Source organism: Streptomyces monashensis, assembly GCF_001866665.1.
In the GTDB taxonomy this organism is placed as follows: Bacteria; Actinomycetota; Actinomycetes; order Streptomycetales; family Streptomycetaceae; genus Streptomyces; species Streptomyces monashensis.
Map to the genome: position 1 here is coordinate 25,042 of NZ_MLYO01000026.1, position 14,066 is coordinate 39,107.

Here is a 14,066-nt window from a genome sequence, read left to right on the forward strand (position 1 = left end):
TCGTCACGGAGACGACGGCGGATACAGCGACCGCGGCAGCTGCGAGGCCGCGGCGGCGTCCAGCAGCCACAGCGTCCGCTGGCGGCCCTTCGCGCCCGCCGCCGGAGCCTGGATCTCGCCCGCGCCCGACAGGGCGATGGCCGCGGCCTCCGCCTTGTCCGCACCGGCCGCGAGCAGCCACACCTCGCGGGCCGAGCGGATCGCGGGCAGGGTCAGGCTGATCCGGGTCGGCGGCGGCTTGGGCGCGCCGTGCACGCCGACCACCGTGCGCTCGGTCTCCCGTACGGCCGGCAGCTCCGGGAAGAGCGAGGCCACATGGGTGTCCGGGCCGACGCCCAGCATGAGCACGTCGAAGGTGGGCACCGAGCCGTGGTTCTCCGGCCCGGACGCCTTCGCCAGCTCCGCCGCGTACGCCTCCGCCGCCGCCTCGACGTCCCTGCCGTACGGGCCGTCGGAGGCGGGCATGGCGTGCACGCGCTCCGGGTCCAGCGGCACGGAGTCCAGCAGGGCCTCACGGGCCTGCGTGACATTGCGCTCGGGGTCGCCCTCGGGGAGGTAGCGCTCGTCGCCCCACCACAGGTCGAGCCGGCCCCAGTCGACGGCGTCCCGCGCGGGCGCCGCAGCGAGCGCGGCCAGCAGGCCGTTGCCGTTGCGGCCACCGGTGAGGACCACGGACGCGGTGCCCCGGGAGGCCTGCGCGTCCACGATCTTCGTGATCAGACGGGCCGCGGCGGCCTGCGCCATCAGCTCCTTGTCGCGGTGGACCACCAGCTGCGGAGTGCTCACTTCGCCGCCGCCTTCCTCGCCGGAGCCTTCTTGGCGGTCCTGGCGGCCGCCTTCTTCGCGGGCGCGGGCGCCTCGGCCGCCTCCGGCTCGGACGCCGCGGCCTGCGGCGCCGTGTTCAGCCGCTCCACGCCGTAGCGCAGCGCCGACGCGTAGGTGTCGTCCGGGTCGAGCCGGCGCAGCTCCTCCGCGATCAGCTCGGCGGTCTCCCGCCGCTTCAGCGCCACCGCGCGGGCCGGCTGGCCCTCGATGGTCAGCGTGGCCAGCGAACCGTCCGCGCGGTCCAGCACGATCGGGCCGCAGGTGGTCTCCATGCGCACGGCCGTCAGACCGGGGCCGGACGACAGGGAGCGCCGGACGGGGACGTCCAGCCGGTTCGCGAGCCACATCGCCAGCAGCTCACAGCTCGGGTTGAACTCCTCGCCCTCCACCTCGACGCCCCGCACCTCGCAGGTGACCTGGTCCAGGGCCGCCGCGAGCATCGAGCGCCACGGCGTGATCCGGGTCCAGGACAGGTCGGTGTCGCCGGGCGTGTAGGCCTCGGCGCGGGCCGACAGCTCCCGCACCGGCTGCTCGGCGGCGTAGGTGTCGGTGACCCGGCGCTGGGCGAGCGCGCCCAGCGGGTCGTTCGCCGGGTCCACCGGGGCGTTCACCGGCCACCACACCACGACCGGGGCGTCCGGCAGCAGCAGCGGCAGGACGACCGAGTCGGCGTGGTCGGACACCTCGCCGTACAGCCGCAGGACGACCGTCTCGCCAGTGCCCGCGTCCGCGCCCACCCGCACCTCGGCGTCCAGCCGGGACGTCGTACGGTCGCGCGGGGTGCGGGAGACCCGCTTGATGACCACGAGCGTGCGCGAAGGGTGCTCGCGCGAGGCGTCGCCCGCGGCCTTCAGCGCGTCGTAGGCGTTCTCCTCGTCGGTCACGATGACGAGGGTCAGGACCATCCCCACGGCCGGGGTGCCGATGGCCCGGCGGCCCCGGACGAGCGCCTTGTTGATGTCGCCGGCGGTGGTGTCGGTCAGGTCTATCTTCATGGCCGGCGCCAGCTCCGTCCGTCTCGTGCGAGCATCTCGTCCGCCTCGGCGGGGCCCCACGTGCCCGACGGGTACTGCGCGGGCCTGCCGTGCTTGTCCCAGTACTGCTCGATCGGGTCGAGGATCTTCCAGGACAGCTCGACCTCCTCCGTGCGCGGGAAGAGGTTGGCGTCGCCCAGCAGCACGTCCAGGATCAGCCGCTCGTACGCCTCCGGCGACGACTCGGTGAAGGACTCGCCGTAGGCGAAGTCCATCGACACGTCCCGGATCTCCATCGAGGTGCCCGGCACCTTGGAGCCGAAGCGGACCGTGATGCCCTCGTCGGGCTGGACGCGGATGACGATCGCGTTCTGGCCCAGCTCCTCCGTCGCCGTGTGGTCGAAGGGGGAGTGCGGGGCCCGCTGGAACACCACCGCGATCTCGGTGACCCGGCGGCCCAGGCGCTTGCCGGTGCGCAGATAGAAGGGGACGCCCGCCCAGCGGCGGTTGTCGACCTCCAGCTTGATCGCGGCGTAGGTGTCGGTCTTCGACTTGGCGTCGATGCCGTCCTCTTCGAGGTAGCCGATGACCTTCTCGCCGCCCTGCCAGCCGCCCGCGTACTGCCCGCGCACGGTCGAGGCGCCCAGGTCCCGCGGCAGCCGTACGGCGCCGAGCACCTTCTCCTTCTCGGCGGCCAGCGCGTCCGCGCCGAAGGAGGCCGGCTCCTCCATGGCGGTGAGCGCCATGAGCTGGAGGAGGTGGTTCTGGATGACGTCACGGGCGGCGCCGATGCCGTCGTAGTAGCCGGCGCGGCCGCCGATGCCGATGTCCTCGGCCATGGTGATCTGCACGTGGTCCACGAAGGACCGGTTCCAGATCGGCTCGAACATCGTGTTGGCGAAGCGCAGCGCCAGGATGTTCTGGACGGTCTCCTTGCCGAGGTAGTGGTCGATGCGGAACACCTGGTCCGGCTCGAACACCTCGTGCACGACCTTGTTCAGCTCCTCGGCCGACTTCAGGTCGTGGCCGAAGGGCTTCTCGATGACGGCGCGCCGCCAGGAACCGCCCGACTGGTCGGCCAGCCCGTGCTTCTTCAGCTGCTGGATGACCACCGGGAAGGAGCGCGGCGGCACCGACAGGTAGAAGGCGAAGTTGCCGCCCGTGCCCTGTGCCTTGTCCAGCTCCTCGATGGTGGCGCGCAGCCGCTCGAAGGCGTCGTCGTCGTCGAAGGTGCCCTGGACGAAGCGCATCCCCTGGATGAGCTGCTGCCAGACCTCCTCACGGAACGGCGTGCGGGCGTGCGCCTTGACGGCGTCGTGGACCTCGGCGGCGAAGTCCTCGTTCTCCCACTCGCGGCGGGCGAAGCCCACCAGCGAGAAGCCCGGCGGCAGCAGACCCCGGTTGGCGAGGTCGTACACGGCGGGCATCAGCTTCTTGCGCGACAGGTCGCCCGTGACGCCGAAGATCACCAGGCCCGACGGCCCCGCGATACGCGGGAGCCGTCGGTCGGCGGGGTCACGAAGCGGGTTCGCTCCGGATCCGACGAGGGGTGACAAATCAGCCCTCCGAGGGGGTGAGGCGCTTGAGCTCCGCCTCGGTCGACTTCAGCAGGTCGATCCAGGACGCCTCGAACTTCTCGACGCCCTCGTCCTCCAGCACCTGGACCACGTCGTCGTACGAGATCCCGAGCTTCTCGACCGCGTCGAGGTCGGCGCGGGCCTGCTCGTAGGTGCCGGTGATGGTGTCGCCGGTGATCTCGCCGTGGTCCTCGGCGGCCTCCAGGGTGGCCTCCGGCATGGTGTTGACCGTGTTCGGCGCGACCAGGTCGGTGACGTACATCGTGTCCTGGTACGCCGGGTCCTTCACACCGGTCGACGCCCACAGCGGACGCTGCTTGCGGGCGCCCGCGTTCTCCAGCGCCTGCCAGCGGTCGGAGGAGAAGACCTCCTCGTACGCCTGGTAGGCGAGGCGCGCGTTGGCGACGGCGGCCTTGCCGCGCAGCGCCTTGGCCTCGTCGGTGCCGAGGGCGTCCAGGCGCTTGTCGATCTCGGTGTCCACACGGGACACGAAGAACGACGCCACGGAGCGGATGAGCGACAGGTCGAGGCCGCGCTCCTTCGCCTTCTCCAGACCGGTGAGGTAGGCGTCCATCACCGCGCGGTAGCGCTCCAGCGAGAAGATCAGCGTGACGTTGACGCTGATGCCGCGGCCGATGACCTCGGCGATCGCCGGCAGACCCGCCTTGGTGGCCGGGATCTTGATCAGGGTGTTGGGGCGGTCCACCAGCCAGGCCAGCTGCTTGGCCTCGGCGACCGTCGCCTCGGTGTGGTGGGCCAGCCGGGGGTCGACCTCGATGGAGACCCGGCCGTCCTGGCCGTCGGTGGCGTCGAAGACCGGGCGCAGGATGTCGGCGGCGTCACGGACGTCCGCCGTCGTGATCATGCGGATGGCCTCGTCGACGGTGACCTTGCGGGCGGCGAGGTCCCTGAGCTGCTGCTCGTAGCCGTCGCCGCCGCTGATCGCCTTCTGGAAGATCGTCGGGTTGGTGGTGACGCCCACGACGTGCTGCTGGTCGATCAGCTCGGCGAGGTTGCCGGACGTGATCCGCTTGCGCGACAGGTCGTCCAGCCAGATCGCGACGCCTTCCTCGGAGAGGCGCTTGAGTGCGTCTGTCATGGAATTACATCTCCTACGTGTCGTATATGAGCGTCAGCGCTGGGCGGCGGCGAGGGATTCCCGGGCCTTGGCGGCCACGTTCTCCGCAGTGAAGCCGAACTCGCGGAAGAGCACCTTGCCGTCGGCGGAAGCACCGAAGTGCTCCAGGGAAACGATGCGGCCGGCGTCCCCGACGTACTTGTGCCACGTGAGACCGATGCCCGCCTCGACCGACACACGGGCCTTGACCGACGGCGGCAGCACGGAGTCCCGGTACCCCTGGTCCTGCTCCTCGAACCACTCCACGGACGGCATCGACACCACGCGCGTGGGGACACCGTCGGCCTGGAGCTGCTCACGCGCCTCGACGGCCACGTGCACCTCGGACCCGGTGGCGATCAGGATCACCTGCGGGGTGCCGCCGTCCGCCTCGAAGAGGACGTAACCACCCTTCGCCGCATCCTCGTTGGGCTCGTACGTCGGCACGCCCTGGCGGGTCAGGGCGAAGGCGTGCGGCTGTCCCTTGCCGAACTCCTTGGTGTAGCGCCTCAGGATCTCGCGCCAGGCGACAGCGGTCTCGTTGGCGTCGGCCGGGCGGACGACGTTCAGGCCCGGGATGGCGCGCAGCGAGGCCAGGTGCTCGACCGGCTGGTGGGTCGGGCCGTCCTCGCCCAGACCGATGGAGTCGTGCGTCCACACGAACGTCACCGGCAGGTGCATCAGCGCCGACAGGCGCACGGCGTTGCGCATGTAGTCGGAGAAGACGAGGAACGTGCCGCCGTAGATACGGGTGTTCCCGTGCAGGGCGATGCCGTTCATCTCGGCGCCCATGGAGTGCTCACGGATGCCGTAGTGAATCGTGCGGCCGTAGGGGTTGGCCTCCGGCAGCGGGTTGCCCTCGGGCAGGAACGAGCTGTCCTTGTCGATGGTCGTGTTGTTCGACCCCGCGAGGTCGGCGGAGCCGCCCCACAGCTCGGGGATGACCGCGCCGAGCGCCTGCAGCACCTTGCCGGAGGCGGCACGCGTCGCGACACCCTTGCCGGGCTCGAAGACCGGGATCTTCTCCTCCCAGCCGGCGGGCAGCTCGCCCTTGCTGATGCGGTCGAACTCGGCGGCCCGCTCGGCGTTGTCGTCGCGCCACACCTGGAGCGACTTCTCCCACTCGGCCTTGGCCTGCGCACCGCGCTCCAGCGCCTTGCGGGTGTGGGCGATGACCTCGTCCGCGACCTCGAAGGTCTGCTCCGGGTCGAAGCCGAGGACGCGCTTGGTGGCCGCGACCTCCTCGTCGCCCAGCGCGGAGCCGTGCGCGGCCTCGGTGTTCTGCGCGTTCGGGGCCGGCCAGGCGATGATCGAACGCATCGCGATGAACGACGGCCGGTCCGTGACGGCCTTGGCCTTCTGGACCGCGTCGTAGATGGCGGCCGGGTCCAGGTCGCCGTTGTCCTGGGCCGCCACGCGCTGCACGTGCCAGCCGTAGGCCTCGTAGCGCAGAGCGGTGTCCTCGGAGACGGCCGTCTCGGTGTCGCCCTCGATCGAGATGTGGTTGTCGTCCCACAGCAGGATCAGGTTGCCGAGCTTCTGGTGGCCGGCCAGCGAGGACGCCTCGGCGGAGATGCCCTCCTGGAGGCAGCCGTCACCGGCGATGCAGTAGACGAAGTGGTCGAAGGGGGACTCGCCCTGCGGCGCGTCCGGGTCGAACAGGCCACGCTCGTAGCGGGCGGCCATCGCCATGCCCACCGCGTTGGCGACACCCTGGCCCAGCGGGCCGGTCGTCGTCTCCACGCCCTTGGTGTGCCCGTACTCCGGGTGGCCAGGGGTCTTCGAACCCCACGTCCGGAAGGCCTTCAGATCGTCCAGCTCCAGGCCGAAGCCGGCCAGGTACAGCTGGGTGTAGAGGGTCAGGGACGAGTGGCCGGCGGACAGCACGAAACGGTCGCGCCCGACCCACTCGGGGTCGGCCGGGTCGTGCCGCATCACCTTCTGGAAGAGGGTGTACGCGGCCGGAGCCAGGCTCATCGCCGTACCGGGATGGCCGTTGCCGACCTTCTGTACGGCGTCTGCGGCCAGGACACGGGCGGTGTCGACGGCCCGCTGGTCCAGCTCGGTCCACTCGAGGTCTGTGGTGGTCGGCTTGGTGCTCACCCTGGGTCAGGGCTCCTCTCCACATGTCGGTCGCCGGTCTGTCGGGGCATGCGCCCACCCGGCTTCCGGGGGGCTTGCCGCCCACCGGACGCTGTCGAGCCTACCCTCGCGAAGACGTGCGTTTTTTCGACTCATTCCAGACTGCCGGGAGTCCGTGCGATCCGCCTCCCGACTGGCCGAGACGGCATTTGGCACATGAATACGGAGCCGGTCATCTGAGCGCTCAATCGAGGGGTGGGTCCCCTCTTATGGGGGGCCTCCGGGAGGCCTCTCCCGGGGGGCCTCCAACACGACCCCACCCCCGCGAAGGTCGGGGTATGGGCAACGTCTAAAGTGGCGTGGTACGCGCGAGCCTTTACCGGGACTTCACAGGGACGGGCTTGCTGGGATGTCTCTGTCAGGGGTGTGCGTGACGGCCGTCGAATCACGTCCTGGGGGTCCCTCCCAGGCCCTTCAGGCTCTGGGGGAGGGCGTGCTGGGTGGTGCGAGCCAGGGCCCGGTTCACCGGCCGTTCGGGGCCCGTGTCAAGGCGTTCGTGGCTCTGACCAAGCCGAGGATCATCGAGCTGCTGCTCATCACCACCGTTCCGGTGATGTTCCTGGCGCAGAAGGGCGTGCCGGACCTCGGTCTGGTCCTGCTCACCTGCGTCGGCGGCTACCTGTCGGCGGGCGGCGCCAACGCGCTGAACATGTACATCGACCGTGACATCGACGCCCTGATGGACCGCACCGCGCAGCGGCCGCTGGTGACCGGCATGGTCAGCCCGCGCGAGTGCCTCGCCTTCGGCATCACCCTGGCGGTCGTCTCGACGCTGCTGTTCGGACTCACCGTCAACTGGCTGAGCGCCTGGCTCTCCCTCGGCGCACTCCTCTTCTACGTCGTCGTCTACACGATGATCCTCAAGCGGCGTACGTCGCAGAACATCGTGTGGGGCGGCATCGCCGGCTGCCTGCCGGTGCTCATCGGCTGGTCCTCGGTCACGAACTCGATGTCCTGGGCGCCGGTCATCCTCTTCCTCGTCATGTTCTTCTGGACCCCGCCGCACTACTGGCCGCTGTCCATGAAGGTCAAGGAGGACTACGCGCGCGTGGGCGTGCCCATGCTCCCGGTCATCGCGTCCAACAAGGTCGTCGCCCGGCAGATCGTCATCTACAGCTGGGTGATGGTCGCCGTCTCCCTCCTGCTGACCCCTCTCGGCTACACCGGCTGGTTCTACACGGTGGTCGCCCTCGCGGCCGGCGGCTTCTGGCTCTGGGAGGCGCACGGCCTCCAGAACCGGGCGAAGGCCGAGGTGACCGGCGCGAAGCTGAAGGAGATGCGGCTCTTCCACTGGTCGATCACCTACGTGTCGATCCTCTTCGTCGCGGTCGCGGTGGACCCCTTCCTGCGCTGACATACGTCACAGCGGCCCGCTCTCGCCAGTCGATCTACTCGTGAGTAGCATCGGGGTCATGGCAGACACGCAGCAGGTTGACGCACGGGCCGAGCGCAAGGTGTCCCGGCTCGCCCACCAGATCAGCGCCTTCGCCAAGGCGCACGGCGGCGCCGAGGGCCAGGTGGCCTACATCGGCGAACGCGGCGCCCGCATCGTCCTCGTCGGCGAGGACGGCGGCTGGGGCGATCTGGTGGCCCCCAGCACCGAGATCGCCGAGAAGGCCGTCGAGAAGTCCGGCATCACCGTCCACGAGTCCTTCGACGGCGAGTTCGCGGCCAAGGTGGCGACGGGCCCGTACGAGTGGAAGAGGATGGCGGGCATTCAGATCGGGGGTTGACCACATACGGTCCGAAGCCGCCGAATAACCCGCAGTCCCGGGCTGTTCCGCGACCTCGGTCCCCGTTCCCCCGTTAGGACGTGCAAGGCAGCGCACGTCTTCACGGGGAGCCCCGGATGATCGAAACGCCGTCCCTGGTGGACCAGTACTGCCACGGAGTGCTCCGCACGGAACTGGGCCTCGGCACCTTCGAGGCCCAACTCGCCCGCACCGAGGGCCCGCCCGCGGCCGGCACCACCCTCTTCGACACCCAGACGGGCTTCGCCGTACGGCGCTGGTGCCCGCCCCTGCTCGGCCTCGAACCCCACTGCCCGCCCGCCCGCTATCTGGCCCGGCGCCGGGAACTGGGCGTCCTGGAGGCGGGCCGGCGGCTGCTGCGCGGCAGCGGCATCACCACCTACCTCGTCGACACCGGCCTGCCCGGCGACCTCACCGGCCCCGCCGAGCTGGCCTCCGCCGGATTCGCCGAGGCCCACGAGATCGTCCGGCTGGAGCTGCTCGCGGAGCAGGTCGCCGACACCTCCGGCACCGTCGAGTCCTTCCTCGCCAACCTCGCCGAGTCCGTGCACGGCGCCGCCGCGCACGCCGTCGCCTTCACCTCCGTCGCCGGCCTGCGCCACGGCCTCGCCCTCGCGCCCGAGCCGCCGGGGCCGGGCGAGGTGCGGGGCGCGGCGGGCCGCTGGCTGGCCGGGCGCCCGGTCGGCGGGGCGCTGCGCGACCCCGTACTGCTGCGGCATCTGCTGTGGATCGCCGTCGCCTCCGGACGGCCCCTGCAACTGCACGCGGGCCTCGGCGAGCCCGGCTCCCGCATCGACCGCACCGACCCGGTGCTGCTCACCGACTTCGTGCGGGCCACGGCGGGACTCGGCACCGATCTGATCCTGCTGCACGGTTATCCGTACCACCGGCACGCCGCCCATCTGGCCGGTGTCTTCGCGCACGTCTACACCGACTCCGGCGCCGCGCTCGTGCGCACCGGGGCCCGGGCCGTCACCGTCCTCGCCGAGATCCTGGAGCTGGCACCCTTCGGCAAGATCCTCTTCTCCACCGGCGCCCACGGACTGCCCGAGCTGCACGTCGTCGGGGCCCGGCTGTTCCGCGAGGCGCTGGGCCAGGTCCTGGGTGGCTGGGTCGGCGAGGGCGCGTGGTCCCTGGAGGACGCCCAGCGGGTGGCCCTGATGGTCGCGTCGGGCAACGCGCGCCGGGTGTACAGGCTGGGCTGAGTTGCCCAGACTGAGCGGATGCCGACGGAATCCCTGCTCGCCCGGTTCCTCACCGACCTGACCCCTCTGCGCCCCCGCGCGGTCTGGGCGCACGGCTCACTGGCCGGCGGCGACTACCAGGAGGGCCGCAGCGACCTGGACCTCATCGCCGTACTGCCGGACGAGGTGGGCCTCACGACCGTACGACGGGTCGTGGCGCTGCACCGGCGCCTGCGCACGGAACCGCTCGCCGCGAAGCTCCACTGCAGCTACCTGGCCCCGGCCACCCTGGACGACCCGGACCGGTCCCACCTCACCTGGGCGCACCGGCGGGTGATGCGCCGTCCGGTCACCCCCGTCACCCGGCGCGAGCTGCACGACTTCGGCCGGGTGCTGCACGGCGAGGCACCGGCCGCCCTGCTGCCGCCCGTGCCGGAGCGGCAGTTGAGCACCTTCGTCGTCCGTGACCAGCGGGACTTCTGGCGGCCCCACGTCGAGAGGGCCCGGCTGTGGACGCAGGACGTCTGGGTCGACCTGGGCCTGGTGACCTTCGCCCGCGCCACCGTGACCCTGCGCGACGGGCGGCTGATCTCGAAGCGGGAGGCGCTCGCCGAACTCCCGTCGCTCGGCGCTCCGGCCGAGGTCGTGGAGGACATCACCCGAAGGCGGTACGACGCGGCCGCGCCCACGGCGGACGACGTCTGGCTCACCCGCCGCGCCGAGCTGACCCGCGCCTACCTCGCCCCTGCGATCGACGTGCTGGTCACCACGTACGGCTGACGCACGCGCGCGTGGCGCCGAAAAACGCACCACACGCGCGTGGCGCCGAAAAACGCGCTACGCGCGCGTGCCCACCGTCACCTCGGCGGCCGGGCCGGGCAGGTCCACGGCGGCCTCCGGACGCTCCCGCAGCGCCAGCAGGACGCGCAGGACGCCGATCCACACGAGGCAGGAGCCGAGCATGTGGAGGCCGACGAGCGCCTCGGGCAGATGGGTGAAGTACTGGACGTAGCCGATGACGCCCTGGCCCAGGAGGATCAGGAACAGGTCCCGGGTGCGGTGCAGCGGGCCCTTCGGCGCGTCGACCGCCTTGAGGACGAACCACAGGGCGAAGGTCAGCGTGACCACGATCCAGGCGAGCACGGCGTGCAGCTTGGCCACGGTCTCCCAGTCGATCGGGATGCGCTTGACGTCGCTGGAGTCGCCCGCGTGCGGGCCCGCGCCGGTCACCACCGTGCCCGCCGCGATCAGCAGGGCCGAGGCGACGACGAGGAACCACACCAGCTGCTGCACGGCCTTGCCGACCAGCGCCCGGGGCGCGCCGTCGCCCTCGCGGGTGCGCTGCCACATCACCGCGGCGACCGTGGTGAGGGCCGTCGCGAGCAGGAAGTGCGCCGCGACCGTGTACGGGTTGAGGCCGACGAGCACCACGATGCCGCCCAGCACCGCGTTGCCCATCACGAGCCAGAACTGCGCCCAGCCCAGCCGGGTCAGGCTGCGCCGGTACGGCTTCTCGGAGCGCGCGGCGATGATCGACCAGCCGACCGCGGCGCACAGCACGTACGTCAGCATGCGATTGCCGAACTCGATGGCGCTGTGATAGCTCAGCGCGGTCGTCGGCGTCAGCGAGCCGTCGGTGCACTCGGGCCAGGTCGGGCAGCCGAGGCCGGAGCCGGTCAGGCGCACGGCACCGCCGGTGACGACGATGACCACCGACATGACGAGCGCGGCGAGGGCCGCCCGCTGCACGGTCCGGGGTTCCGGCGTCCAGCGTGCGGCGATGAAGGCGAGCGGGTTGCGCAGGGCGGCTACGGCGTCGGCGCGGGTCAGCTTTGGCACGGGCACCATGGTAGGGCGCCGCTTGTGCACACTTTCACGAGGGTCCGCCCCACGCGTGCGCGCAGCTCACCCCGGCTCACTCCCAGCGGAAGAGCTTCCCCGCCGCCGCGAGCCCGACGACCGCCCACCCGGCGAGGATCCCGAGGTCGCCCCACGGCATGCCGGCCCCGTGCTGGAGCACGTCCCGCAGGCCGCCCGACAGCGCCGAGATCGGCAGCAGCCCGAGGACGTGCTGCCCGGCCGAGCCGAACTTGTCCAGCGGGACGACGACCCCGCCGCCGACGAGCAGCAGCAGGAAGACCAGGTTGGCGGCGGCCAGGGTGGCCTCCGCCTTCAGCGTGCCCGCCATCAGCAGGCCGAGCCCGGAGAAGGCGGCCGTGCCGAGGACGAGGAGGAGCAGGACGGCGGCGGGGTCGCCGTGCGGGTGCCAGCCCAGCGCGAACGCGATCACCGTCAGCAGGACGACCTGGAGGACCTCCGTGACCAGCACGGACGCCGTCTTCGCGGCCATCAGCCCCCAGCGGGGCAGCGGCGAGGAGGCGAGCCGCTTCAGCACGCCGTAGCGGCGCTCGAAGCCGGTCGCGATGGCCTGCCCGGTGAACGCGGTCGACATCACGGCGAGGGCCAGGATGCCGGGGGCGAGGAAGTCGACGGCCTTGCCCTTGCCGGTGTCGACGATGTCCACGGAGCTGAACAGCACCAGCAGCAGGGTCGGGATGACGACCGTCAGCAGCAGCTGCTCGCCGTTGCGCAGCAGCATCCTGGTCTCCAGCGCCGCCTGCGCCCCGATCATGCGGGGCAGCGGCGCCGCACCCGGCTCGGGGGTGTAGGTGCCGGTACCGGTACCGGTGGCGGTCGTCATGAGCGCAGCTCCTTGCCCGTGAGCTCGAGAAAGACATCTTCGAGGGTGTGCCGCTCGACGGAGATCCGGTCCGGCATCACCCCGTGCTGGGCGCACCACGAGGCCACCGTGGCCAGCAGCTGCGGGTCGACCCTGCCGACGACCCGGTAGGCGCCCGGGGTCAGCTCGGCGGCCGTGCAGCCGTCCGGGAGGGCCTTGAGCAGGGAGCCGACGTCGAGGCCGGGGCGGCCGGTGAAGCGGAGGGTGTTCTCGGCGCCGCCCCTGCACAGCTCCTCGGGGGTGCCCTGGGCGATGACCCTGCCGCCGTCGATGATCGCCACGTCGTCGGCGAGCTGCTCGGCCTCTTCCATGTAGTGCGTGGTGAGGATCACCGAGACGCCGTCGGCGCGCAGGTCCTTCACCAGGTCCCAGGTGGCCCGGCGGGCCTGCGGGTCGAGGCCGGCCGTGGGCTCGTCCAGGAAGACCAGCTCCGGGCGCCCGACGACGGCCATGGCGAGCGCGAGCCGCTGCTGCTGGCCGCCGGAGAGCCGGCGGTAGCTCGTCCGCCCGCAACCGCCCAGCCCCAGCCGCTCGATCAGCGCGTCCACGTCCAGCGGATGCGCGTGCAGCCGGGCGACGTGCCGCAGCATCTCGTCCGCCCGCGCGCCGGAGTAGACGCCGCCTGACTGGAGCATCACGCCGATACGGGGACGCAGCTCGGCGGACTGCCGTACCGGGTCGAGGCCCAGGACGCGCACCGTGCCGGAATCCGGCTTCCGGTACCCCTCGCAGGTCTCGACCGTGGTCGTCTTCCCCGCTCCGTTGGGACCGAGGACGGCGGTCACGCCGGCCCGGGCCACCAGGTCGAGGCCGTCCACCGCGGTCTTCCTGCCGTACCGCTTCACCAGGGCCTGGACCTGGACCACAGGGTCACTTCGCATGGATCCAGAGTCTAGGGAGAGCGCGGGGCGCTCCGGAGCCGGGGTGCTAGAACTCCTCCGCGCGGGGCCGGTGCAGCGGCAGCCAGCGTTCGGCGTAGGCCACGGCGTCCGCCACCGGGAACAGCCGTACGTCCGCCGCGCCCGCCTTTCCCCGTACGACGTCCCGATCCCGCTCGAAGTCGTGTCCCAGCTCGTCGAAGCGGTCCGAGGTGATCGAGACCTCGGTCACGGTCTCCCAGCCGCCGCCGGGCGCGGGCCGGCCGACCGCCACGCGGGGCGCGGGTATGCGGTACTCGGCGAGGTGGAAACTCGTGCAGGCCTCGTATCCGGCGCCCAGCAGCAGGACCCGGGCACCCCGTTTCTCCAGGCGGGCCAGCGGGCTGTGCTCGCCGAGGCGGCAGTCGGGCGCGTGGCCGCCGGTGATCTCGCGCGCGGCCGGGCCGACGGCCGCGAAGGAGGTCTGCGGGTGGGCGCTGCGCAGCGCGCCGGGCCAGGTCCGCAGGGTCTCCGGGATCACCCCGACCCCGCGCGTGGGCGTGATCAGCGGGTCGTAGGCGGGCATGGTGGCCCGGATCCGGTCCCACCACTGCGCGGGCACCGGCGGGTTCGACCACACCGCCGGGTCGGACAGGTCGCCGCTCTGCGTCGGGACGACGAGCGTGCCGTCCGGGCCGAGGGCGTCGAGCAGGCCCTGCACGACGGCGACCGCGCCTCCGTTGACCCAGCCGAGCGCGCTGAGCGAGGAGTGGACGAGGAGGATCTCGCCGGGCTCGACGCCGAGCAGCCGCAGCTGCGCGGCGAGGCTGTCGCGGGTGACGAGCGGGCCGGTCGGATCGAGGGTCGGCATGCTCCGTGAGTCTTCCGGACGGACCGGC

At 71.8% G+C, this 14,066-nt stretch carries 13 protein-coding genes; 4 read left to right on the forward strand and 9 right to left on the reverse strand.

Annotation, left to right across the window (positions count from 1 at the left end):
* Window positions 1–3: 3 nt before the first annotated feature.
* The 5 genes from pgl to tkt are packed head-to-tail and all read right to left on the reverse strand — an operon-like array spanning window position 4 to window position 6,596.
* Complete coding sequence (gene pgl / locus BIV23_RS16160; protein ID WP_071381549.1) at window positions 4–786, reverse strand: 6-phosphogluconolactonase; 783 nt, start codon at window positions 784–786, stop codon at window positions 4–6.
* Complete coding sequence (gene opcA / locus BIV23_RS16165; protein WP_071381550.1) at window positions 783–1,820, reverse strand: glucose-6-phosphate dehydrogenase assembly protein OpcA; 1,038 nt, start codon at window positions 1,818–1,820, stop codon at window positions 783–785. The genes pgl and opcA overlap by 4 nt, the downstream gene beginning before the upstream one ends.
* On the reverse strand, window positions 1,817–3,355 hold the full coding sequence (gene zwf, locus BIV23_RS16170; protein ID WP_071381551.1) for a glucose-6-phosphate dehydrogenase: 1,539 nt from the start codon (window positions 3,353–3,355) through the stop codon (window positions 1,817–1,819). Before zwf ends, opcA begins: the two co-directional genes overlap by 4 nt.
* A gap of 1 nt (window position 3,356) precedes the next feature.
* Complete coding sequence (gene tal / locus BIV23_RS16175; RefSeq protein WP_071381552.1) at window positions 3,357–4,475, reverse strand: transaldolase; 1,119 nt, start codon at window positions 4,473–4,475, stop codon at window positions 3,357–3,359.
* Window positions 4,476–4,508: 33 nt separating this feature from the next.
* Window positions 4,509–6,596, reverse strand: a complete 2,088-nt coding sequence (gene tkt / locus BIV23_RS16180) for a transketolase (protein ID WP_071381553.1) — start codon at window positions 6,594–6,596, stop codon at window positions 4,509–4,511.
* Between the two features lie 388 nt (window positions 6,597–6,984).
* Between tkt and BIV23_RS16185 the strand changes: the two genes are divergently transcribed.
* The 4 genes from BIV23_RS16185 to BIV23_RS16200 all read left to right on the forward strand — a co-directional run bounded on the left by BIV23_RS16185 (window position 6,985) and on the right by BIV23_RS16200 (window position 10,350).
* On the forward strand, window positions 6,985–7,989 hold the full coding sequence (locus tag BIV23_RS16185) for a heme o synthase (RefSeq protein ID WP_425443496.1): 1,005 nt from the start codon (window positions 6,985–6,987) through the stop codon (window positions 7,987–7,989).
* A 58-nt stretch (window positions 7,990–8,047) separates the two neighbouring features.
* A complete protein-coding gene (locus tag BIV23_RS16190) occupies window positions 8,048–8,368 on the forward strand; it encodes a hypothetical protein (RefSeq protein ID WP_071381555.1) in 321 nt (106 codons plus the stop codon).
* A 116-nt stretch (window positions 8,369–8,484) separates the two neighbouring features.
* Window positions 8,485–9,591, forward strand: a complete 1,107-nt coding sequence (locus BIV23_RS16195; protein ID WP_071381556.1) for an amidohydrolase family protein — start codon at window positions 8,485–8,487, stop codon at window positions 9,589–9,591.
* 18 nt (window positions 9,592–9,609) lie between these two features.
* Window positions 9,610–10,350, forward strand: coding sequence for a nucleotidyltransferase domain-containing protein (locus BIV23_RS16200; protein WP_071381557.1), 741 nt, complete (start codon window positions 9,610–9,612; stop codon window positions 10,348–10,350).
* A 57-nt stretch (window positions 10,351–10,407) separates the two neighbouring features.
* Here BIV23_RS16200 and BIV23_RS16205 read toward each other — a convergent pair whose 3' ends face one another.
* The 4 genes from BIV23_RS16205 to BIV23_RS16220 all read right to left on the reverse strand — a co-directional run bounded on the left by BIV23_RS16205 (window position 10,408) and on the right by BIV23_RS16220 (window position 14,038).
* On the reverse strand, window positions 10,408–11,418 hold the full coding sequence (locus tag BIV23_RS16205) for a COX15/CtaA family protein (RefSeq protein WP_071381558.1): 1,011 nt from the start codon (window positions 11,416–11,418) through the stop codon (window positions 10,408–10,410).
* A gap of 67 nt (window positions 11,419–11,485) precedes the next feature.
* Entirely contained in the window at window positions 11,486–12,271 is a 786-nt protein-coding gene (locus BIV23_RS16210; protein WP_071381559.1) for an ABC transporter permease, read from the reverse strand.
* Window positions 12,268–13,191, reverse strand: a complete 924-nt coding sequence (locus BIV23_RS16215) for an ABC transporter ATP-binding protein (protein WP_071381560.1) — start codon at window positions 13,189–13,191, stop codon at window positions 12,268–12,270. Before BIV23_RS16215 ends, BIV23_RS16210 begins: the two co-directional genes overlap by 4 nt.
* A gap of 46 nt (window positions 13,192–13,237) precedes the next feature.
* Complete coding sequence (locus BIV23_RS16220; protein WP_071381561.1) at window positions 13,238–14,038, reverse strand: AAC(3) family N-acetyltransferase; 801 nt, start codon at window positions 14,036–14,038, stop codon at window positions 13,238–13,240.
* Window positions 14,039–14,066 lie beyond the last annotated feature (28 nt).